The following is a 20,466-nucleotide window of genomic DNA, read 5'->3' as shown; positions in this document are numbered from 1 at the left end:
CGGCACGGGAGACGGGAGGCCGCGGCCTTCGTCCCGCCCGGTAGAGTGCGCCCATGCGCGATCTTGGGGCGGGGTTCCGGTACCTCCTGGAGGGCCAGCGCTGGGTGGCCCGGCACGGCAAGAGCTACGGCTTCGGACTGCTCCCGGGCCTGATCACCCTGGTGCTGTACGCGGCGGCGCTGGCCGCGCTGGCGCTGTGGGGCGAGGACGCCGTGGCCTGGGCGACGCCCTTCGCCGACGACTGGGCGAGCCCCTGGGCCGGGCTGTTCCGCGGCTTCCTCACCGCCGTGCTGTTCGCGCTCGCGCTCCTGCTGGCCGTGCTCACCTTCACGGCGGTCACCCTGCTGGTCGGCCAGCCCTTCTACGAGAGCCTCTCCGAGCAGGTCGACCGGGACGTCTCCCCGGACGGCACCGCCCCCGAGTCGGGCCTGCCGCTCTGGCGCGAGCTGTGGGTCTCCGCCCGGGACAGCCTGCGGATCGTGGTCCGGGCCGCGGTCTGGGGCGTGCTGCTCTTCGCCCTCGGCTTCATCCCGGTGGCGGGCCAGACCGTCGTACCGGTGATCGGCTTCTTCGTCACCGGCTTCTTCCTCACCGAGGAGCTCACCTCCGTCGCCCTCCAGCGCCGCGGCGTCGTCCTGCGCGACCGGCTCGCCCTCCTCCGCTCCCGCAAGACGCTCGTCTGGGGGTTCGGCACCCCCCTGGGCCTGGCCTTCCTCGTCCCGTTCGTCGCGGTGTTCCTGATGCCGGGTGCGGTCGCGGGCGCCACCCTCCTCGCCCGCGAGCTGCGCGGCGAGGAGAACCGCGGCCGGGACGAGGACCCCGCCGCCGCGGACGGAGCGGACGGAGCGGAGGAGCGGAGCCTCCGGCAGTGACCGGGTGACCGGGTGACCGGATGACACCGGGCGAGCGAGTGCCCCACGCGAAGGTGACCGGGATGCTCGCCGGCGCCGGCACCACCGCCCCGGCGGTCCCCGGCGTCAGCCTCGCGTCCGCTCCGCCGCACCGAGCGCCACGGCCACGATCGCGCGCACCTGCGCGACGATGTCCAGCCGGTTGCGCACGAACCGCGGGTCGGTGACCTCGGTGGTGTTCCCGGCGCCGAACTCCAGCACCGGCGTGTGCACATGCCCGCCCGGCAGCGTCCCGCGCAGCCCCAGCCGGTCCCGCAGCAGCGTCGCCCGGTAGGCGATCTCGTTGGAGAGGTAGTCCCCGCCGCCCCCGGCCCGGGCCGTCGAGCCGGGAGTCGGCCCGTCCGGCCGGACGACGGGCTCGGTGCCCCCCGCCGGGATCTCGGTCACGCCCGTGTTGTCGTACACGGGGAAACGCCCGGTCGCCGCGGCCGTGATCTCCCGGTACGGCAGGGTGGTCGTCGTCCACTGCGGCTGCGAGGCCGGGTCGGCGACCGGGACGGTCTCCGTGCGGGAGACGTTCTCGTTGTCCGGGAAACCGCCCCGCCAGGCCCCGTTCGTCCGCTCGATGTCGAACCGCCCGGCACGGCCCTGGCTCACGGTCGCGAATAGATCGGCCCGCGGCAGGTACGGCCGCAGCGTCCGCTCCACCGTCCCCTCCCCGAAGTCCCGCCAGCGCACCGGGAACACGGCCGTCTCCACCCGCGCCGGACCGGCCGCCGTCTCGATCACCGTGCCGTCGAGGGCGAGCGCGGCGGCACCGGAGGGGTTGGAGGTGCGGATGTCCCGGTCCAGGGTGAACGGGTCGAAGCCGGTGACCAGGACCCGCTTGAGGCCCTCGCCACGGGGGTGGCGCAGGTCGGCCTGGCCGCGCGAGGTGCGCTCCAGCTCGCCGAGGAGCCGGGCCCGTTGCCGGTCGCCGAGCCCGAACTCCGGCTCCCAGGTCCGTATCTCCCGGGCCATGGCGAGCCGCGCCCAGTACAGCGGCCGGTCGTCGTCCCGGCTGAGGTCCCCGCCCGCCGGGCCCCGGCCCTGCGCCCGGTCCACGGCCCGCCGCCACAGCGCCGAGCCCTCGCGGACGACGGTCCGGCGGGCCTCGGCACAGGAGCGCGCCCGGCCCAGTGCGCGGGCGAAGTCCGCCGTCAGGGAGTCGAATCCGGAGCGCCGCAGGATCTCCTGCGGCACGGCCCGGTCGAGCCGCCGCTCCTCGACGGTGGGGGAGGGGGCCGCCGTGGCCGGCGGGGAGGCCGGAACCGCCGCGGCCGTCGTCGCCGGGGCCGCGAGCCCCGCCACCAGGACCAGGCCGGCCAGGCCGATGCGGACAGGTGTGGATCTCACGAGGACTCAGGTCCTTCCGTCGCCGTGGGGTGCCGCCGGACCGCGGCAGTATCCCGTGACGGCAGGGGCGTACGCCATGGTGCGTGGCGCACGAGGCGGCCGGTGCGCCTTCCTTGTGCTCCCGTACGGGAGACGGGACGACCGGTTCGTGTCGGTGTGTGAAGGGTTCGTACGGACCCCGGGCGGGTCGCGCGATCCCGGGGCGTGGGCCCGCCGCGACGGCTAACGTCTGACCCGGTAATCCCTCCACCCCCCGCCGGCAGCCCCGGCCCGGGACCTGACGGCCGGGCCGGGGCTCACGGCGTCCGGCCCCGGTGCGCAATGAACACCCAGCATGTGGTGGATGCACAGCGCACGTCGGACGCTCAGCGCATGACGGTCGCTCAGCGCGTGGTGAAGCCGTACACCGTCTCGGACCGGTACACCTCGCCCGGCCGCAGCACCGTGCTCGGGAACTCCGGGCGGTTCGGGGAGTCGGGGAAGTGCTGCGTCTCCAGCGCGATGCCGGCACCGGGTCCGAAGGGCTCGCCCAGGTGGTCCGCCGTGTAGAGCTGGAGGCCGGGTTCGGTGGTCGCCACCGTCAGCGCCCGCCCGGACGCCGGGTGATACAGCTCGGCGACCTCCACGGGCGTGGCCGTCACACCCTTGTCCAGGACGAAGTTGTGGTCGTAGCCCGTCCCGGCCGGGCGCGCCCGCCGGAAGTCGAACCGGGTCCCGGTGACGTCCTCGGGCGCCCCCGCCGGGATCAGGTCCGCGTCGACCGGCGTGTACCGGGAGGCCGCCAGCCGCAGTTCGTGGCCGCCCACGCCGCCCGCGCCGCCCGTACCGCCCGCGCCGCCCAGGTCGAAGTAGCTGTGGTTGGTCAGGTTCACCACGGTCGGCGCGTCGGTGACCGCCTCGTAGGCGATCCGCAGCGCCCCGGACGCGTCGAGCGTGTACGTCGCCGAGACCTCCAGGCGCCCCGGGAAGCCCTCCTCGCCGTCCGGGCTGACCCGGGACAGGCGGACCCCGTGGTCGACGGGGGAGGCGTCCCACACGTGCTGGTCGAAGCCGCGCGCGCCGCCGTGCAGGCAGTTCGGCCCGTCGTTCCGCGCGAGCGTGTGCGTCCGCCCGTCCAGCGTGAACCGGCCGCCCGCGATCCGGTTGGCGTACCGCCCGACGAGGGCGCCCAGGTACGGCTCCGGGTGCGCCAGGTAGCCGTCCAGGTCCGCGAACCCCAGCACCACGTCGGCACGCCGCCCGTCCCGGCCGGGGACCTCGGCGGACTGCACGATGCCGCCGTAGGACAGGACGCGGACCCGCACGCCCGCCCGTTCCAGGGTCCAGCGGTGGACGGGCGTGCCGTCGGGAAGTGTGCCGAAACGTTCGTTCATGTGCGGAACTCTAGGTCACCGCTCCTCGGCCGTGACCGTCCGGTAAGCGATCTCCGCCAGCCGCGCCTGCCCGTCCACGCTCGGGTGGAACCAGTCCCAGTGGCTCAGCTGCTCCGTGCCGAAGCGGAACGCGTGCACCGCGCCGCCGTCGCTGCGGCACCGGCGGTCCCGCGCGCAGACCTCGCGCAGGACCGCGTTGTACTGCGCCACCCGCCGCTCCACCGCGTCCCGGCGCTGTACGGCCGCCGCGTCCAGGGCGTCCGCGTCTCCCAGCATCGACGGGCAGACGCCCAGCTTCCACACCTGCTTGCCCAGCGGGTTGGTACGCCCCTGCGACCACAGCCGCTTCAGGTCGGGGATGCTCGCCACGTACACCTGAGACTTGGGCAGGGCTTTGCGCAGGGTGCGCATCGCGTCCTCGAAACCGGCCCGGAAGTCCGCCACCGGGGTCATCGCCGACACCGAGGCCCGGCAGGCGTCGTTCGCCCCCACCATCACCGCCACCAGCTCCGGCCGGCGCGCCGCAGCCCGGGCCATCTGCCCGGGCAGGTCCGCCATCCGCGCCCCGGTGACCGCGTAGTTCCAGCTCCGCTCCGCCGCCTTCGCCCTCCCCAGCAGCCGCACGGCGAGACTGTCCACCTCCGGGCTGCTCCCCGTCGCCCACGACACCTCCGGGCAGTCCGACAGGACCGAGCAGGCGTCGAAGCCGCGGGTGATGGAGTCGCCCACGGCGGCGACCGAACCGGGGCTCGGGTCCCAGACCGGGGCCGGAGGCGTCCGCCGCGCCTCGGGGGCGGAGGAGTCCCCGCCGGCCGCGTCACAGCCCGCGACGCCCACGACGGCGGCGGCGAGCACACTGAGGACCGCCCGCGTACGGCGGCGTCGGCTCCGCATTCCCTGGTCCCTTCCGGGTCCGTGTCCTCGGTCCCTCGGTCGTCCCGGTCGTCCTTCCTTGCCCAGCAGAACCCATGACAGCGCGTCAGGGTTCCCCGGGGCGGCGATGCGGCGGCTCACCGCCCGTACAAGCGTCCTGCCGGGTGAATGGCCGATGATTCCCGGCACCGGGACCGACGGTACGTCACACTCCGCGCCTCGCCGCACGGTAGCCTCGCCTCAACGTGACCTGCCCGGTCACGGCCGTTCCGCCCGTTCCGAGATGTCCCGCTCTGCCCGGAGGTTCCGGTGACGACACGTGGAGTTCTGTACGTGCACTCCGCGCCGCGCGCGCTCTGCCCGCACGTCGAGTGGGCCGTCGCCGGTGTGCTCGGCACCCGCGTCAGCCTGGACTGGATCCGGCAGCCCGCCGCCCCCGGCACCTGGCGCTCGGAGTTCTCCTGGCAGGGCCAGGCCGGCACCGCCTCCAAGCTGGCGTCCGCGCTGCGCGGCTGGCACCTGCTGCGCTTCGAGGTGACCGCCGAGCCCAGCGCCGCCGCCGAGGGCGAACGCTACAGCTGCACGCCCGATCTCGGTATCTTCCACGCCGTCACCGGCATCCACGGCGACATCCTGATCCCGGAGGACCGGCTGCGCGCCGCCCTGGTCCGCTCCCAGCGCGGCGAGACCGACCTGGAGGCCGAGCTCGCCAAGCTGCTCGGCAAACCGTGGGACGACGAACTGGAGCCGTTCCGGTACGCGGGCGAGGGCGCGCCGGTGCGCTGGCTGCACCAGGTGGTGTGACCCCCGGCCCCGCCGCCGAGCACCGCCGAGCACGCGAGAAGGGCCCCCACCCAGTAGTGGTGGGGGCCCTTCTCGGCTGCGTACGGGCGGCTGCCGTACCGTCGGCTCAGACGGTGCGGAACGCCAGCACCACGTTGTGCCCGCCGAAGCCGAACGAGTCGTTCAGCGCGGCGATGCGGCCCTCGACGGGCAGCTTGCGCGCCTCGTCGCGGACGATGTCGGCGTTGGCCTCGGCCTCGGGGTCCAGGTTCTCGATGTTGATGGTCGGCGGGGCCACCCGGTGGTACAGGGCGAGCACGGTCGCGACGGACTCCACGCCGCCCGCGCCACCGAGCAGGTGACCGGTCATCGACTTGGTCGCGGAGACCGCGAAGTGGTCGGTGTCGTCGCCGAACACCTTGCGCAGCGCCTTCAGCTCGGCGATGTCACCGGCCGGCGTGGAGGTGGCGTGCGCGTTGACGTGCACGATCTCCTTCGGGTCCAGGTCGGTGCGGTCCAGCAGGTTCTGCAGGGCGTGCGCGATGCCGCGGCCCTCCGGCTCCGGCTGCACGATGTCGTGGCTGTCGGCGGAGATGCCCTGGCCGACCGCCTCCGCGTAGACGCGGGCGCCGCGCGCGGCGGCGTGCTCGGCGGACTCCAGGACGAGCACGCCGGCGCCCTCGCCGAGGACGAAACCGTCACGGGCGACGTCGAAGGGGCGGGAGGCGCCCTGCGGGTCGTCGTTGTTCTTGGACATCGCCATCATGTTGCCGAACGCGGCGATGGGCAGCGGGTGGATCGCCGCCTCCGTACCGCCGGCGACGACGACGTCGGCACGGCCGGTGCGGATCATCTCGATGGCGTAGCCGATGGCCTCGGCGCCCGACGCGCAGGCGGAGACCGGCGTGTGCACGCCCGCCCGGGCGCCCACGGCCAACCCCACGTTGGCCGACGGGCTGTTGGGCATCAGCATGGGAACGGTGTGCGGGGAGACGCGGCGGACGCCCTTCTCCTTCAGCACGTCGTACTGGTCCAGCAGGGTCGTCACGCCGCCGATGCCGGAGGCGATGACCGCGCCGAGCCGGTCGGGGTCGATGGCGGCGCCCTCGCCGGCCTTCGCCTCGAAGCCGGCGTCGGCCCAGGCCTCCTTGGCCGCGATCAGCGCGAACTGCGCCGAGCGGTCCAGGCGGCGGGCCTGCGGACGCGGGATGACCTCGGTCGGCTCCACGGCGACCGGGGCCGCGATGCGGACCGCCTGCTCGGCGGCCCACTCCTGCTCCAGGGGCTTGGCGCCGGAACGACCGGCGACCAGGCCCTCCCAGGTCGAGGCTGCGTCGCCACCCAGCGGTGTGGTTGCGCCGATACCGGTGACGACCACGGTGCGATTGGTCGGGCTCACGGGAATTCTCTCTCCAACGTTGACGAGGATCAGCGGCGCCACCGCCGGGTGGCGGGGCCGGGGCACCGGCCCGAGCAGACTCAGGCCTGGTGCTTGAGGATGTAGTCGGTCGCGTCGCCGACGGTCTTGAGGTTCTTGACGTCCTCGTCCGGGATCTTGACGTCGAAGCGCTCTTCGGCGGCGACGACGACCTCGACCATGGACAGCGAGTCGACGTCCAGGTCGTCGGTGAAGGACTTGTCCAGCTGGACGTCCTCAACCGGGATGCCGGCGATCTCGTTCACGATCTCCGCGAGACCGGCGACGATCTCTTCCTGAGTGGCGGCCATGGTGGCGCTCCTTCGTTGTGTTCCAGAGGATCCAGAGAATGCGGCACCCGCCGCGTCAGCGGCAGGAGGCGCGGGTTCCCGTACCGGGGAATGATCCGGTACGAAAGTGCCTAAGGGAGGGTAACGACCGTCGCGGCGTAGACGAGACCCGCCCCGAAGCCGATGACGAGCGCGGTGTCGCCGCTCTTCGCCTCGCCGGTCGCCAGGAGCCGCTCCATCGCGAGCGGGATCGAGGCGGCCGAGGTGTTGCCGGTGGTGCGGATGTCACGGGCGACCGTGACGTGCTCCGGCAGCTTCAGGGTCTTCACCATCGAGTCGATGATCCGCACGTTGGCCTGGTGCGGGATGAAGACGTCCAGCTCGTCCGGGGTGATTCCGGCCGCGTCCAGCGCCTGCTGGGCGACCTTCGCCATCTCGAACACGGCCCAGCGGAACACCGCCTGGCCCTCCTGCGTGATCGCAGGAAACTTCACGTTGCCCTCGTTGTCGAGGGGCAGCTCGGAGACGTCGCCGATGCGGTACTTGTTCCACGGGACCGTCTGCTTGATCGTTTCGGCCTTGTCGCCCTCCGAGCCCCACACGGTCGGGCCGATCGCCGGCTCCTGGGAGGGGCCGACCACGACCGCGCCCGCGCCGTCGCCGAAGAGGAAGGCCGTCGCCCGGTCCTCCAGGTCGGTCAGGTCGGAGAGCCGCTCCACGCCGATGACGAGGACGTACTCCGCCGAACCCTCGACGACCATGCCCTTGGCGAGGGTGAGGCCGTAGCCGAAGCCCGCGCAGCCCGCCGAGATGTCGAAGGCGGCGGCCTTGTCCGTGCCCAGCTTGTCGGCGATCTCGGTGGCGACGGCCGGGGTCTGGCTGAAGTGCGACACCGTCGAGACGACCACGGCGCCGATCTGTCCGGCGTCGATCCCGGCGTCCGCGAGGGCCTTGCCGGAGGCCTCGATGGACATCGCCGCGACCGTCTCCTCCGGCGACGCCCAGTGCCGGGTCTCGATGCCGGAGCGGGAGCGGATCCACTCGTCGGACGAGTCGATCTTCTCCAGGATCACCTCGTTCGGCACCACCCGGGTCGGGCGGTAGCCGCCGACACCGAGGATGCGCGCGTACGGGGCGCCCTTGCTGGGCTTGATCTTCGACATGTTCTCGGGCTCCTTGTCAGGCGCCCGCCGCGTCGGCGGCAGGTGTTGACGTCTCGGCGACGAGCTCGCGAGCGGCGTCGAGGTCGGCGGGGGACTTCAGAGCCAGCGTCTTGACCCCGGGCAGTGCCCGCTTGGCCAGCCCGGTGAGGGTGCCGCCGGGGCACACCTCGATCAGGGCGGTGACGCCGAGCTCCTTGAAGGTCTCCATGCACAGGTCCCAGCGGACCGGGTTGGCGACCTGGCCGACCAGGCGGTCGAGCACCTCGGCGCCGGAGGCGACGGCCTGCCCGTCCCGGTTGGAGACGTAGGCGACCTTCGGGGCGGCGGGCGTGAGTGCCTGGGCGGCCTCGGCCAGCTTCTCCACGGCGGGCGCCATGTGGTGGGTGTGGAAGGCGCCGGCGACCTTCAGCGGGACGACCTTGCGGACGCCCTCGGGCTTGTCCTCGTTCAGCGCGGCGAGCTGCTCCAGGGTGCCGGCCGCGACGATCTGGCCCGCGCCGTTCATGTTGGCCGGGGTCAGGCCCAGCTTCTTCAGGTGCGCGACGCTCACCTCGGGGTCGCCGCCGAGCAGCGCCGACATGCCGGTCTCGGTGACCGCGGCGGCCTCGGCCATGGCCAGGCCCCGCTTGCGCACGAGGGACAGCGCGGCGGTGTCGTCGAGGACGCCCGCGAAGGCGGCGGCGGTGATCTCGCCGACGCTGTGGCCCGCGACCGCACCCGGGGCGATCTCGGTCATGTCACCGAGTGCCGCGGCCGAGAGAATCCCGGCGGCGACGAGCAGCGGCTGGGCGACGGCGGTGTCGCGGATCTCCTCCGCGTCGGCCTTCGTGCCGTAGTGGACGAGGTCGAGTCCGATGGCGTCCGACCACGCGGCGACGCGGTCGGCGGCACCGGGCAGTTCGAGCCATTCAGTCAGGAAGCCGGGCGTCTGGGCGCCCTGGCCGGGAGCGACGAGTACGAGCACTCTCACACTCTCTCTTGGGGACGGCCGCGGCCGCCCGTGGGGACAGGGACGAAGAACACGAGGGGGTTTTGTAGGTCCTCGACAAAAGACTAGGTTTGCTGATCTCCGTCGGCCAGACGCCCCAGGATCAGCGCGATCCGCAGCGTGAACGCCGAGCGTACATCGGAGGGCGACCAGCCGGTGACGTCAGTCACACGTCGGAGCCGGTAGCGCACGGTGTTGGGGTGGACGAACAGCATCCGGGCGGCCCCTTCCAGACTGCTCGCCTGCTCCAGGTAGACGCTCAGCGTCTCCAGCAGCGCGGCCCCGGCCTCCTCCAGCGGTCTGTAGATCTCCTCCACCAGCTGCTCGCGGGCCGAGGGGTCTCCGGCGATCGCGCGCTCCGGAAGCAGATCGTCCGCCAGCACCGGCCGCGGGGCGTCCTGCCACGCCGAGCACGCCTTCAGCCCGGCCGCGGCGGCCTGCGCGGACCGGGTCGCCGCCTGGAGGTCCGGCACGACGGGCCCGGCGACGACCGGGCCCTGCGCGAACGGCCCGATCAGCGACTTCGCGACGGCGAGGGGGTTGTCGCTGCCGCCCGCGATGACGACGAGCCGGTTCCCGAGCACCCCGGTCAGCACCTGGAGCTTGGCGTGCCGGGCGGCCCGCCGGATCGCCTCCACGGTCAGCTCCGAGTCGCCGTCGGGTGCCGTGCCCAGCACCACGCACACGTGCTCCGGGGAGTTCCAGCCCAGCGCGGCGGCCCGGGACACCGCCCCCTCGTCGGCCTCCCCGCTGAGCACCGCGTTCACCACGAGGGACTCCAGCCGCGCGTCCCAGGCACCGCGTGCCTCGGCGGCCTGGGCGTACACCTGCGCGGTGGCGAAGGCGATCTCGCGGGCGTACACCAGCAGCGCCTCGCGCAGCACCGACTCGTCCCCGGGGGCGGCGACCTCGTCGATCGCGGACTCCATCACCTCGATCGTGGTCCGCACCATCTCCACGGTCTGCCGCAGCGTGATCGCCCGGGTCAGCTCGCGCGGCGCGGTCCCGAAGACGTCGGTGGAGATGGCCTGCGGGGCCTCCGGGTGCCGGAACCACTCGGTGAAGGCGGCGATGCCCGCCTGGGCGACCAGCCCGATCCAGGAACGGTTCTCCGGCGGCATGGCCCGGTACCAGGGCAGTGTCTCGTCCATCCGCGCGATCGCCTGCGCGGCGAGGGAGCCGGAGGACTGCTCCAGCCGCCTCAGGGTCGCGGTGTGCGGATGGGCGGGGTGCGGGGCGGGTTCGGGCCTGCTGGTTTCGGGTTCGGGCACGGGACAAGACTGCCTCATCCGGACGGCGGCGCGTGCCGCCGGGTCTACGGTGGACGCCGTGATCGACGTACGCCGCGCCGACGAGCGCTACCCGGGAGGCGAGGCGGAAGCCGGCATCACCACCCGGCACGCCTTCTCCTTCGGCCCCCACTACGACCCCGAGAACCTGCGCTTCGGCGCCCTGATCGCCTGCAACGAGGAGCGGCTCGCCCCCGGCGCGGGCTTCGACGAGCACCCGCACCGCCACACCGAGATCGTCACATGGGTGGTGGAGGGCGAGCTGACCCACCGGGACAGCACCGGGCACGAGACGGTCGTGCGCCCCGGGGACGTGCAGCGGCTCAGCGCGGCGGGCGGGGTGCGGCACGTGGAGCGCAACGACGGGGACGCGCCCCTGACCTTCGTGCAGATGTGGCTGGTCCCGCGGGAGGCGGACGGCGACCCGCGCCACGAGGTCGTCCGCGGCCTCGCCGACGCCGCCCCCTACGCCGTCCCGGAGGCCGGCGCGGTCCTGCGCGCGCACCGGCCGGGGGCGGGGCAGCGGTGGGCGGTGCCGGACGCGCCGTACGTGTACGTCCACGTCGTCCGCGGGACGGTACGGCTGGCGGACACCGAGCTGGGCCCCGGGGACGCGGCGCGCCTCACCGGGGAGCGGGGCGTGGCGGCGGCCGGGGTGACGGACGCCGAGGTGCTGGTGTGGGAGATGTCCGCCTAGCAACTGCCCGGCGGGTCTTGGCTGACGGTCTCCAGCAGATGTGCCACCAGGGGACTTGGGTCGTCCTTGCGCCAGGCGACGGCGACCCGCGTACGGGCGGTGCCGGGCTCGATCCCGCGGAAGGCGACGCCCTTGAGGCGGATGCGCCGGATGCTCGCCGGGGCCAGGGAGACGCCCAGACCGGTTTCCACCAGGGCGCACACGGTCTGCCACTCCACCGCGTGCTGGGCTGTCCGCGGGGTGAACCCCGCCGCGGCGCACAAGCCGGTGATCTGGTCGTGCAGGCCCGGGCCGACCGCGCGGGGCAGCAGCACGAAGGGCGAGTCCGCCAGCTGCTCCAGCCGCACGGTCCGCCGGGCCGCCAGGGGGTGGCCGGCCGGCAGCACCGCCACGAACGGCTCGCGCAGCACCGTCCGGAAGCCGAGCTCCGGCTCGTCGTCGGGAGGCTCGCGCAGCAGGCCGACGTCGATGGCCTTGTCGTGCAGAGCGGCGATCTGCGGCGCGGTGGTCATCTCGTGGATGTCCAGGCGCACGTCAGGGAACCGCTGCCGGAAGGTGCGCAGCAGGCCGGGCAGGACGGTCAGGGCGAGGGAGGCGGCGAAGCCGATCCGCAGGCGGCCGGTCCGGCCGCCGCCGACGGCCCGGGCCGCGGCCAGGCCGTCCGCGAGGTCGGCGAGGGCCCGCCGGGCGGCGGGCAGCAGTTCCCGGCCCGCCGGGGTGAGCGCGACGCGTCCCGGTTCCCGGCTGAACAGGGCGTGGCCGACCTTGTCCTCCAGGCGGCGGATCTGCTGGCTCAGCGGCGGCTGGGCGATGCCCAGGCGGGCGGCCGCGCGGCCGAAGTGGAGTTCTTCGGCGAGCACGACGAAGGCGTGCAGCTGCCGCAGGGGCAGTTCGGGGCGCTCCATACCCCTAGGGATATCAGGCCATGCCGCACGCTGTATTAGACGTATCCGGGCCGGCCGCTTAGCGTTCGGCGCATGACAGAGCGACGCGCGATCCTCAGCGGCTCGGCCTTCGAGGAGCAGATCGGCTATGCCCGTGCCGTGGTCGACGGCGACTGGGTGCACGTGTCCGGGACGACCGGGTTCGACTACACCACCATGACGATCTCCGACGACGTGGTGGAGCAGGCGCGGCAGTGCCTGCGCAACATCGAGGCCGCGCTGGCCGAGGCGGAGTGCACCTTCGCCGACGTGGTGCGGGTGCGCTACCTGCTGCCCGACCGCGAGGACTTCGAGCCCTGCTGGCCGGTCCTGCGCCAGGCCTTCGGCGAGGTGAGGCCGGCGGCCACCATGCTCGTGTGCGGCCTCGCCGACCCCCGGATGAAGATCGAGACAGAGGTGTACGCGCGGCGGCCCGCCGCGTGACGGCCCGCACGGTCCGCCGCGGGGGAACGCGGGCGCCGTGCCCGGGCCGTCACCGTGGCCGTGGCCGTGACCACGGTCCGTTCGCGGCTCCTACCTCGATCCGCCGGACAGGCCCCGGCGTGCCTCGGCGAGGACCGCGTCCGTGAACGGCGGCCACGCCTCGACCGCCCAGGGGCCGAACGCCCGGTCCGTCAGGGCGACGCAGGCGAGGCCCGCGTCGGGGTCGATCCACAGGAACGTACCCGACTGGCCGAAGTGCCCGAACGTGCGCGGCGAGGACGACGCGCCCGTCCAGTGCGGGGACTTGCCGTCGCGGATCTCGAAACCGAGGCCCCAGTCGTTGGGGTTCTGGTGGCCGTAGCCCGGCAGGACGCCCTTGGTGCCCGGGTACTGCACGGTCATCGCGTCGGCGACCGTGCGCGCATCCAGCAGGCGCGGCGCCTGCACCTCGGCGGCGAACCGCAGCAGGTCCTCCACCGTGGACACCCCGTCCTTGGCGGGGGAGCCGTCCAGCGTGGTGGACGTCATGCCCAGCGGCTCCAGCACCGCCTGGCGCAGGTACTCGGCGAACGGGATGTCCGTCGCCTTGGCGATGTGGTCGCCGAGCTGCTCGAAACCGGCGTTGGAGTACAGCCGCCGCTCACCGGGCGCCGCCGTCACCCGGTGCTCGTCGAAGGCGAGGCCGGAGGTGTGGGCGAGCAGGTGGCGGACGGTCGCGCCGGGCGGCCCGGCGGGCTCGTCCAGCTCGATCGCGCCCTCCTCGTAGGCGACGAGGGCCGCGTACGCCGCGAGCGGCTTGGTGACCGAGGCCAGCGGGAACCGCCGCCCGGCCGGGCCGTGCACCCCCGCCACCGTGCCGTCCGCGCGTACGACGCCCGCCGCGGCGGCGGGAACCGGCCAGTTCTCGATCAACGCAAGGCTCTTCAAGGACATGCCTGTGAGCCTAAGCGGCTCACGGGTACGGCCGCACCGAGGGGTCGGAGTCACACGTGAAGCCCGGCGGCCGGTACGGCGGCCCGGCGCCGGGGACGCGGCCGGCGTCACGTGCCCGGCGCCGCGCTCGCGGAACCAGGCGAGGAGTTCCTCCATGCAGGCGCGCGCGTGGCCGCGCCGCCGCGCGTCCGGGTCGGTGGCGACGCTGAAGACGTATCCGGTCATCCCGTGCGGGTTGCCCGCCCGGCCGATCCGGTACTCCAGCGTCCCGGCCACCAGTGCCGCCAGCGCCCCCGGCCGCCGGGGGTGATCCACGACGAACGCGGCGAAGTCCCCGTCCGGGTCGGCCGGTTTCCTCCGCAGGAGCGGCAGGGACGCCGCGTGCCACTCGGCGGACGTGGGCGCGGCGGCCATCGAGTCGATCATCACTTGGCGCAGACGCAGGACTTCCCCGGCGTCCTCCGGCACGGCACGGCACGGCGTACGAGAGTCATGGTGGTGCACGCCGGCCGGCGGTAGCGTGACGCGTCCCGCGCATTTCCCGTCGCCGGCGCTTGCTTGGAGTGCGCTCCAAGGTTCTAGCTTGGGGCCATGACGGTGACGGAGACCACGACCACCCGGACCGGCGGCTGCGCCGGACCGCCCCAGGGCGACCGGCGTCCGGACGGGCAGGACAGGTACACCATCAGTGAGGTCGCCACCCTCACCGGCCTGACGGCGCACACCCTGCGCTGGTACGAGCGGATCGGGCTGATGCCGCACATCGACCGCTCGCACACCGGCCAGCGCCGCTACCGCAACCGCGACCTCGACTGGATCGAGCTGGTCGGCAAGCTCCGGCTGACCGGCATGCCGGTCGCGGACATGGTGCGGTACGCCGAACTCGTGCGGGCGGGCGACCACACCTACGCCGAACGCTTCGCACTGCTGAAGGCGACCCGGGAGGACGTCCTGGCCCGGATCGCCGAACTCCAGGGCACGCTCGCCGTGCTCGACCGGAAGATCGATTTCTACGCGGACGCCGGGCGGGCCCTGGCGTCGGAGAGGTCCCGATGACGGACAGCACCCTCACGACAGTGACGCTGGGCACGGACGGCCCCGAGGTGGGCGTCCAGGGCCTGGGCTGCATGGGCATGAGCTTCGCCTACGGGCCCGCGGACGCCGGCGCCTCCCGGGCGACCCTGGAACGGGCGCTGGAACTCGGCGTCACGCTCTACGACACGGCGGACGCCTACGGGGCGGGGGAGAACGAGCGGTTCCTCGCGCCGTTCTTCGCGGCGCACCGCGACGAGGTCGTCATCGCGACCAAGTTCGCCCTGTCGATCCCGCCGGACGACCCGACCAAGCGGATCATCCGCAACGACCCGCCCTACATCCGCCAGGCCGTCGAGGCCAGCCTCAAGCGCCTCGGCGTCGACGTGATCGACCTCTACTACATGCACCGGCGCGACGTGAACGTGCCGATCGAGGAGAGCGTCGGCACCATGGCGGAGCTGGTGCGCGAGGGCAAGGTCAAGCACCTCGGGCTGAGCGAGGTCACCGCCGACGAGCTGCGGGCCGCGCACGCCGTGCACCCGATCGCCGCCGTGCAGTCGGAGTGGTCGCTGTTCAGCCGGGACATCGAGGCGCGGGTGGTGCCGGCCGCCCGTGAGCTGGGCGTGGCCCTCGTGCCGTACTCGCCGCTGGGCCGGGGCTTCCTCACCGGGGCGTTCGTCCAGGCCGAGAAGGACCTGACCGCCGACGACTTCCGCCGCCAGCAGCCCCGGTTCACCGGTGACAACGCCGCCGCCAACGCGGCGCTGCTCCAGCCGGTGCGGGCCGTGGCCGAGGCCCACGGCGCCACCCTCGGGCAGATCGCGCTGGCCTGGGCGCAGCAGCGGGCGGCGGTGCACGGCCTGCCGGTGGTGCCGATCCCGGGCACCCGCAAGCCGGAGCGGGTGACGGAGAACGTGGCGGCCACGCGGATCGTCCTGACGGAGGATCAGCTGGCGCTGCTGGAGCCGATCGCGGGCAAGGTGGCGGGGGACCGGTACGCGGACATGGCGTTCACGTCGGCGGGGCGGGAGTGAGCGGACGGGAGTGAGCGGGCTGGGACGAGCGGGCTGAGTGAGCCGGTGGCCGCGGGGCGGCCGGCGGTCACAACTCGGCCAGCAGCTGGGCCTTCTTGGCGGAGAACTCCTCGTCCGTCACCAGTCCCGCCTGGTGCAACTCGCCCAGGTGACGGATGCGCTCGGCGATGTCGGCGGGGTCGCGGCGGGCCGCCGCCACCGGGAGGGCGGCCACCGGGCCGCGCTCCCGGACCGCCGCCAGCACGGCGGCGGCCAGCGGCAGCGACTCGTGCACGGCCCCGTAACCGAGCCCGAACACCACGGCCGCCGGGTCCTGGTCGGCCTGCGCGGGCGGCGCGGCCCCGTCGCGCCGCAGCAGCCGCAGATACCCCTCGAACACCTCCGGCGAGCGCCACTCCACCCCGGCCAGGTCGGTGACCTCGAACGTCTGGTCACCGGCCTTCCACTTCGCCGACGAGGCGCCCGTCCAGAACCACCGGAAGAACACCGACGTGCCGTCGAAGGACGCCTTCCCGTCGTACGCCTTGAACTGCAGCGGCGGCTCGGGCGCGGCCACCAGGTGACGCTCGGCCGGACCGCTCTCGGTCAGCAGCGCCCGCAACTCGTCGGCGTAGTACTCGGCGAGCGTCTCCCGCTCGGCCGGCAGCACCAGCCGGTACGGGTCGCACGCCTCCTTCAGCTGTCCCGCCGCCGCCTCCATCAGCGGATCGGCGCCGGGGCGCGGCTCGGCGCGCAGGACCACGGTGCCGCGCCTGCCGGGCGTCAGCGTGACGTCCGCGAGCGCCTCCAGGGGGATCCGGCGTTCCCCCAGCACCTGCAGCAGCTTCGGTGTCCGTATCCCCCGTTCGTAACGGATGAGCACGGAGTCGGACTCGAACTCCCAGGCGGCATGAAATCCGGCCAGTACGTCACCCATGCGGCTCATCGTATGCGGCATGAGCTCTTCCGTCCCCTCCTCGCGCAGGCCGCAGTTCCTGCGGTCTCTACGCGCGTCCGGCCGCCGTCGTGGCGGACAAACCCGCCCGGCAGGTGTCGTCCTGTCCGGCGCAGGCGACCGAGCGGTACGCGCCGACGCCGATCCCGGCGAAGTTCGCCAGGCTCTGGGTGCCCGGGACGAAGTAGCCCCCGTGCCCCTCGGCGCCCCGCGCCGACAGCACCCGCGCCCCGAAGGCCGCCGACACCGGGTCGGCGCCGTGGCCGAACCCGCCGACCTCCAGGTACGGCACATCCTGGATCCAGTCGTCGGCGTCCCGCATCGCCCACACCCGGGCCGAGGTGCGCAGGTGGGCGGCGCTCGCGGCGCGCATGCCGGGGCTGCCGGCCACCGCGATGTCGGACACCCGGCCGGGCAGCGCGGGGGCGGCCCGGCCGCACACCACCGAGCCGTAGCTGTGGCAGAACAGCGAGACGGGCGCGTCCCCGGGCAGCGCCCGCACCAGCGCGTCCAGCCGGACGGCACCGGCGTCGGCGCGCATCGCCGTGGCCGACTCCACGCCGAGCCCGCTGGGCGCGGTGTAGTCGGCCCAGGCGATCACGGCCGTCCGGGTCGAGGGGCTCGCCTCGCGCTCGGCCGCGTACAGCGCCTCGGCCATGCCGGCCGGCGCCGTGTACTTGCGCCGGGTGCGCTGGTAGGTGAGCAGGTCGGTGTCGACGCCCGGGACGACCACGGACACGCGCTCGGCGCGGTCCAGGTCCCCGAAGACCTCCGCGACCCGGCCGGAGCCCTCCGGGTCGAAGGCCAGGATGTGCCGTTCGGGCCGCAGCAGCGCCTCCAGGCGGTGCATACGGCGGGCCGCCTCCTGCTGCCCGGCAGGGCTGAGGCGGCTGTCGTGCAGGCGCGTGAGCTCGGCCTCGCGGGCCTGGCCGAGCGCGATCCGGTTGGCGCGGTAGCGCAGCTCGACGGGCGCGCCGTTCATGTTGCCGACCGCGAGCGGGTAGCGGCGGGCGAGGTACGCCCGCTGCCCCTCGGTGAGGGAGGCGAAGAAACGGGCCAGCCGGGCGGGGGCGTCCTGCGCATCCGGCAGCCGGCGGCCGTCGATCCGGCCGTGCTCCCAGGCGCCGACGGAGGCGGCGAGGGGCGTGGCTTCCCGCTGGGTGCGCAGGGCGGTCCAGCCGGTGGTCGCCAGCATCACGAACACCACGGCCAGGGCGAGCAGCGCCCGCCAGAGGTTCGGCTGCGGGGAGGAGCCGAGCAGGTGCGGGGAGGTGTCGGACGGACGAGGGGAGGCGTCGAGCAGGTGCGGGGAGGTGTCGAAGGAAGTCACTGGGAGGACACACTAGGAGAACGAGACGGTCTCGCGTGAGCCAAGTGTCGCGGATCACGTTTCGGTCGCGCGGGGAGGGTCAGGGCCTCCCGGTCCGCCAGTTCCCGGTCAGCGCCGGTTCCACCTGGGCCAGGTAGGAGGAGGTCAGGTCGCGCAGGGCGCCCAGAGTGGCCTCCTCCCCCACGGACCAGATCCGCTCCGTGACGCGGATCACCGCGCCGAAGACGGCCACCACCACGCGCGGGCGCGGGTCGGCGTCCACGTCCAGGCCCTCGCGGTCGGCGATGACGCGCGCAATCTCCTCCTCCAGCTCCGTCGCGCGCCGCAGGTGGGCGGCGAGCAGCGCGGGAGTCGACTCGATCACCTGGTAGAAGCGCATGTGCAGCTCCAGCGGCACGAGCTGCTCGACGGCCTCGCCGATGGAGTCCCAGCTCTCCGCGAGGGACTGGCGCAGCGCCTCCAGGGGCGGCTCGTCCGCGGGCCGTGCGCGCACCGCGTCGACGAAGCGCGCCTCCGCGAGCCGCGACACGAAGAACGCGGCCTCCTCCTTGCTGGCGAAGTAGCGGAAGAAGGTGCGCTGCGAGACGTCGACGGCCTCGGCGATCTCGTCGACGGTCGTCCGCTCGTACCCCCGCGCGGTGAACAGCTCCAGGGCGGCCCGCAGCAGCGCGTCCCGGGTGCGCTGCTTCTTGCGCTCGCGCAGTCCGAGGCGGGGCGTGGCGTGTGCGGTGCCCGCGGGCTCCGGGGTGCCCGCGGGCTCCGTGGTGCCCGCGGGTTTCGTGGTGCCTGCCGGCTCCGCCGCTTCTGCTGCCTTCAAGGGTTTCCTGGCCTCTCGACGAACTGTTTTCCCAGTTCAGGCTATAGCGGAGTGTCCTGTCAGTTACCGACTTGTGAATTGGTTTGTCAACTGTCAGCGGCTGTCACTAGCCTCGAATGTATGACTAGTCAGATCACCATTGACGCGACGGGGCCGGGGGACGGGGCGCCGGCCGCCCCGTCGGGCCGGGCGCCGGGCAAGGGCCTGCGCGGCCATCCGTGGTTCACCCTCGTCACCGTGGCCGTCGGGGTCATGATGGTGGCCCTGGACGGCACCATCGTGGCCATCGCCAACCCGGCCATCGGCAAGGACCTCGGCGCCAGCTGGTCCGAGCTGCAGTGGATCACCAACGCCTACTTCCTCGCCCTGGCGGTCTCCCTGATCACCGCGGGCAAGCTCGGTGACCGCTTCGGCCACCGGCAGACCTTCCTCATCGGCGTCGTCGGCTTCGCCGCCGCCTCGGGGGCCATCGGGCTGTCCGGCAGCATCGCGATGGTCGTCGTCTTCCGTGTCTTCCAGGGGCTGTTCGGCGCGCTGCTCATGCCGGCCGCGCTCGGTCTGCTGCGGGCCACCTTCCCCGCCGAGAAGCTCAACATGGCCATCGGCATCTGGGGCATGGTCATCGGCGCGTCCACCGCGGGCGGTCCGATCCTCGGCGGCGTGCTGGTCGAGCACGTCAACTGGCAGTCGGTGTTCTTCATCAACGTGCCGGTCGGCGTCCTCGCCGTCGCCCTCGGTGCCGTGATCCTGCTCGACCACCGCGCCGAGAACGCGCCGCGCTCCTTCGACATCCTCGGCATCGCCCTGCTGTCGGCGGCGATGTTCTGCCTGGTCTGGGCCCTGATCAAGGCCCCGGAGTGGGGCTGGGGCGACGGTTGGACGTGGACGTTCGTCGCGGTCTCCGTCGTGGGCTTCGCGCTCTTCGCCGTCTGGGAGACGAAGGTGAAGGAGCCGCTGATCCCCTTGGCGCTGTTCCGGTCCGTGCCGCTGTCGGCGGGCGTCGCGCTGATGGTGCTGATGGCCATCGCCTTCATGGGCGGCCTGTTCTTCGTCACCTTCTACCTCCAGAACGTGCACGGCATGAGCCCGGTCGACGCCGGTCTGCACCTGCTGCCGCTCACCGGCATGATGATCGTCGGCTCGCCGCTGGCGGGCGCGCTGATCACCAAGGCCGGTCCCCGCATCCCGCTGGTCGGCGGCATGGCGCTGACCGCGATCGCCATGTACGGCATGTCCACCCTGGAGAAGGACACGGGCAGCGGCGTCATGTCGCTGTGGTTCGCCGTGCTGGGCCTCGGCCTCGCGCCGGTCATGGTCGGTGCCACGGAGGTCATCGTCGGCAACGCCCCGATGGAACTGTCCGGCGTGGCCGGCGGTCTCCAGCAGGCGGCCATGCAGATCGGCGGCAGCCTCGGTACGGCGGTGCTGGGCGCGGTGATGGCCTCCAAGGTCGACAACGACCTGCCGGGCAACTGGGCGCGGGCGGGACTGCCGGAACTGAGCCCCGAACAGCTCGGCCAGGCGGCGGAGGCGGTGCAGCAGGGTGTCGCGCCGGTGCCCGGGGGTACGCCGGAGCCGGTCGCGGCCAAGATCACGGAGGTCGCGCACGACACGTTCATCTCCGGCATGAGCCTGGCGTCGCTCGTCGCCGCCGGGGTCGCCGTGGCGGCGGTGCTGGTCGCGCTCCTCACCAAGAGGGGGGAGAACGCGGCGGCCGGTGCGGGCGTGGGGCACATCTGACGGGCCGTCGGGCGGCGGGCTCCGGGCCGGGACCGGTTCGCCTATCAGGGTGACAGTGCGGGCGAACCCTCCCCTGTGGTGGGAGCCGCAGGTCACAGTGGGTCAAGTCCTCCGCAGGACATGGAGGACGCCGAGGCTGCGGCGCGCTGCTGGAGGG

20 protein-coding genes and 1 pseudogene are annotated in these 20,466 nt (G+C 73.5%); 7 read left to right on the top strand and 14 right to left on the bottom strand.

Going from position 1 to position 20,466, the window contains the following annotated elements; translation table 11 throughout:
* Nucleotides 1–53: 53 nt before the first annotated feature.
* Entirely contained in the window at nt 54–872 is an 819-nt protein-coding gene (locus tag ABZ340_RS00225) for an EI24 domain-containing protein (protein ID WP_358779454.1), read from the top strand.
* Between the two features lie 105 nt (nt 873–977).
* Here ABZ340_RS00225 and ABZ340_RS00220 read toward each other — a convergent pair whose 3' ends face one another.
* From ABZ340_RS00220 to ABZ340_RS00210, 3 genes are all read right to left on the bottom strand, one after another.
* The gene (locus ABZ340_RS00220; protein WP_358779453.1) at nt 978–2,246 is read right to left on the bottom strand and encodes a pyroglutamyl peptidase; all 1,269 of its coding nucleotides are present in this window, start codon (nt 2,244–2,246) and stop codon (nt 978–980) included.
* Nucleotides 2,247–2,629: 383 nt separating this feature from the next.
* Nucleotides 2,630–3,619, bottom strand: coding sequence for an aldose epimerase family protein (locus tag ABZ340_RS00215; RefSeq protein WP_358779452.1), 990 nt, complete (start codon nt 3,617–3,619; stop codon nt 2,630–2,632).
* Nucleotides 3,620–3,634: 15 nt separating this feature from the next.
* Complete coding sequence (locus ABZ340_RS00210) at nt 3,635–4,513, bottom strand: SGNH/GDSL hydrolase family protein (RefSeq protein ID WP_358779451.1); 879 nt, start codon at nt 4,511–4,513, stop codon at nt 3,635–3,637.
* 288 nt (nt 4,514–4,801) lie between these two features.
* Between ABZ340_RS00210 and ABZ340_RS00205 the strand changes: the two genes are divergently transcribed.
* A complete protein-coding gene (locus ABZ340_RS00205; RefSeq protein ID WP_358779450.1) occupies nt 4,802–5,296 on the top strand; it encodes a DUF3145 domain-containing protein in 495 nt (164 codons plus the stop codon).
* 106 nt (nt 5,297–5,402) lie between these two features.
* On the opposite strand, the gene fabF is transcribed toward ABZ340_RS00205, so the two are convergent.
* The 5 genes from fabF to fasR all read right to left on the bottom strand — a co-directional run bounded on the left by fabF (nt 5,403) and on the right by fasR (nt 10,404).
* The gene (gene fabF / locus ABZ340_RS00200; RefSeq protein ID WP_358779449.1) at nt 5,403–6,674 is read right to left on the bottom strand and encodes a beta-ketoacyl-ACP synthase II; all 1,272 of its coding nucleotides are present in this window, start codon (nt 6,672–6,674) and stop codon (nt 5,403–5,405) included.
* A gap of 80 nt (nt 6,675–6,754) precedes the next feature.
* Complete coding sequence (locus ABZ340_RS00195) at nt 6,755–7,003, bottom strand: acyl carrier protein (RefSeq protein ID WP_030341284.1); 249 nt, start codon at nt 7,001–7,003, stop codon at nt 6,755–6,757.
* A 110-nt stretch (nt 7,004–7,113) separates the two neighbouring features.
* Nucleotides 7,114–8,145 (bottom strand): ketoacyl-ACP synthase III, encoded by a 1,032-nt coding sequence (locus ABZ340_RS00190; protein ID WP_358779448.1) that lies wholly within the window; start codon nt 8,143–8,145, stop codon nt 7,114–7,116.
* 16 nt (nt 8,146–8,161) lie between these two features.
* Nucleotides 8,162–9,109: an ACP S-malonyltransferase gene (locus tag ABZ340_RS00185; RefSeq protein WP_358779447.1), complete on the bottom strand. Its 948-nt coding sequence runs from the start codon at nt 9,107–9,109 to the stop codon at nt 8,162–8,164.
* A gap of 89 nt (nt 9,110–9,198) precedes the next feature.
* On the bottom strand, nt 9,199–10,404 hold the full coding sequence (fasR, locus tag ABZ340_RS00180; protein ID WP_358779446.1) for a fatty acid biosynthesis transcriptional regulator FasR: 1,206 nt from the start codon (nt 10,402–10,404) through the stop codon (nt 9,199–9,201).
* 49 nt (nt 10,405–10,453) lie between these two features.
* On the opposite strand from fasR, the gene ABZ340_RS00175 reads away from it, so the two are divergent.
* Nucleotides 10,454–11,119: a pirin family protein gene (locus ABZ340_RS00175; RefSeq protein ID WP_358779445.1), complete on the top strand. Its 666-nt coding sequence runs from the start codon at nt 10,454–10,456 to the stop codon at nt 11,117–11,119.
* On the opposite strand, the gene ABZ340_RS00170 is transcribed toward ABZ340_RS00175, so the two are convergent.
* On the bottom strand, nt 11,116–12,024 hold the full coding sequence (locus tag ABZ340_RS00170) for a LysR family transcriptional regulator (protein WP_358779444.1): 909 nt from the start codon (nt 12,022–12,024) through the stop codon (nt 11,116–11,118). The genes ABZ340_RS00175 and ABZ340_RS00170 overlap by 4 nt on opposite strands.
* 72 nt (nt 12,025–12,096) lie before the next feature.
* Here ABZ340_RS00170 and ABZ340_RS00165 point away from each other — a divergent pair, with 72 nt between their 5' ends.
* Nucleotides 12,097–12,486 carry a RidA family protein gene (locus ABZ340_RS00165; protein ID WP_358779443.1) on the top strand — a complete coding sequence of 130 codons (390 nt, stop codon included), beginning with the start codon at nt 12,097–12,099 and terminating at the stop codon, nt 12,484–12,486.
* 90 nt (nt 12,487–12,576) lie between these two features.
* Here the strand turns inward: ABZ340_RS00165 and ABZ340_RS00160 are convergent, their stop codons facing one another.
* Nucleotides 12,577–13,419, bottom strand: a complete 843-nt coding sequence (locus ABZ340_RS00160) for a serine hydrolase domain-containing protein (RefSeq protein ID WP_358779640.1) — start codon at nt 13,417–13,419, stop codon at nt 12,577–12,579.
* Between the two features lie 123 nt (nt 13,420–13,542).
* Nucleotides 13,543–13,833: pseudogene (locus tag ABZ340_RS00155) on the bottom strand (GNAT family N-acetyltransferase); the annotation flags it as partial.
* A 177-nt stretch (nt 13,834–14,010) separates the two neighbouring features.
* Here ABZ340_RS00155 and ABZ340_RS00150 point away from each other — a divergent pair.
* A complete protein-coding gene (locus ABZ340_RS00150) occupies nt 14,011–14,475 on the top strand; it encodes a MerR family transcriptional regulator (RefSeq protein WP_358779442.1) in 465 nt (154 codons plus the stop codon).
* Nucleotides 14,472–15,488, top strand: a complete 1,017-nt coding sequence (locus tag ABZ340_RS00145) for an aldo/keto reductase (RefSeq protein WP_358779441.1) — start codon at nt 14,472–14,474, stop codon at nt 15,486–15,488. The genes ABZ340_RS00150 and ABZ340_RS00145 overlap by 4 nt, the downstream gene beginning before the upstream one ends.
* A gap of 67 nt (nt 15,489–15,555) precedes the next feature.
* Here the strand turns inward: ABZ340_RS00145 and ABZ340_RS00140 are convergent, their stop codons facing one another.
* The 3 genes from ABZ340_RS00140 to ABZ340_RS00130 all read right to left on the bottom strand — a co-directional run bounded on the left by ABZ340_RS00140 (nt 15,556) and on the right by ABZ340_RS00130 (nt 18,455).
* Entirely contained in the window at nt 15,556–16,404 is an 849-nt protein-coding gene (locus ABZ340_RS00140; protein ID WP_358779440.1) for a DUF4429 domain-containing protein, read from the bottom strand.
* A gap of 67 nt (nt 16,405–16,471) precedes the next feature.
* On the bottom strand, nt 16,472–17,683 hold the full coding sequence (locus ABZ340_RS00135) for an alpha/beta hydrolase (protein WP_358779639.1): 1,212 nt from the start codon (nt 17,681–17,683) through the stop codon (nt 16,472–16,474).
* Nucleotides 17,684–17,831: 148 nt separating this feature from the next.
* Nucleotides 17,832–18,455: a TetR family transcriptional regulator gene (locus ABZ340_RS00130; RefSeq protein WP_358779638.1), complete on the bottom strand. Its 624-nt coding sequence runs from the start codon at nt 18,453–18,455 to the stop codon at nt 17,832–17,834.
* A 234-nt stretch (nt 18,456–18,689) separates the two neighbouring features.
* Between ABZ340_RS00130 and ABZ340_RS00125 the strand changes: the two genes are divergently transcribed.
* Complete coding sequence (locus tag ABZ340_RS00125) at nt 18,690–20,309, top strand: MFS transporter (protein ID WP_358779439.1); 1,620 nt, start codon at nt 18,690–18,692, stop codon at nt 20,307–20,309.
* The last annotated feature ends 157 nt before the right edge of the window (nt 20,310–20,466 follow it).

This window comes from Streptomyces sp. NPDC006134 (genome assembly GCF_040628835.1).
GTDB lineage: Bacteria > Actinomycetota > Actinomycetes > Streptomycetales > Streptomycetaceae > Streptomyces.
The sequence above is the reverse complement of the archived record's forward strand: the minus strand, read 5'-3'. Positions and strand labels throughout refer to the sequence as shown.

What these genes read in the sequence shown, in the direction of transcription:
- ABZ340_RS00140 (WP_358779440.1), bottom strand. Translation starts at nt 16,404, where the DNA reads ATGGGTGACGTACTGGCCGGATTTCATGCCGCCTGGGAGTTCGAGTCC.
- ABZ340_RS00125 (WP_358779439.1), top strand. Translation starts at nt 18,690, where the DNA reads ATGACTAGTCAGATCACCATTGACGCGACGGGGCCGGGGGACGGGGCG.
- ABZ340_RS00170 (WP_358779444.1), bottom strand. Translation starts at nt 12,024, where the DNA reads ATGGAGCGCCCCGAACTGCCCCTGCGGCAGCTGCACGCCTTCGTCGTG.
- ABZ340_RS00195 (WP_030341284.1), bottom strand. Translation starts at nt 7,003, where the DNA reads ATGGCCGCCACTCAGGAAGAGATCGTCGCCGGTCTCGCGGAGATCGTG.
- ABZ340_RS00225 (WP_358779454.1), top strand. Translation starts at nt 54, where the DNA reads ATGCGCGATCTTGGGGCGGGGTTCCGGTACCTCCTGGAGGGCCAGCGC.
- ABZ340_RS00160 (WP_358779640.1), bottom strand. Translation starts at nt 13,419, where the DNA reads ATGTCCTTGAAGAGCCTTGCGTTGATCGAGAACTGGCCGGTTCCCGCC.
- ABZ340_RS00190 (WP_358779448.1), bottom strand. Translation starts at nt 8,145, where the DNA reads ATGTCGAAGATCAAGCCCAGCAAGGGCGCCCCGTACGCGCGCATCCTC.
- ABZ340_RS00150 (WP_358779442.1), top strand. Translation starts at nt 14,011, where the DNA reads ATGACGGTGACGGAGACCACGACCACCCGGACCGGCGGCTGCGCCGGA.
- ABZ340_RS00145 (WP_358779441.1), top strand. Translation starts at nt 14,472, where the DNA reads ATGACGGACAGCACCCTCACGACAGTGACGCTGGGCACGGACGGCCCC.
- ABZ340_RS00165 (WP_358779443.1), top strand. Translation starts at nt 12,097, where the DNA reads ATGACAGAGCGACGCGCGATCCTCAGCGGCTCGGCCTTCGAGGAGCAG.
- ABZ340_RS00215 (WP_358779452.1), bottom strand. Translation starts at nt 3,619, where the DNA reads ATGAACGAACGTTTCGGCACACTTCCCGACGGCACGCCCGTCCACCGC.
- ABZ340_RS00210 (WP_358779451.1), bottom strand. Translation starts at nt 4,513, where the DNA reads ATGCGGAGCCGACGCCGCCGTACGCGGGCGGTCCTCAGTGTGCTCGCC.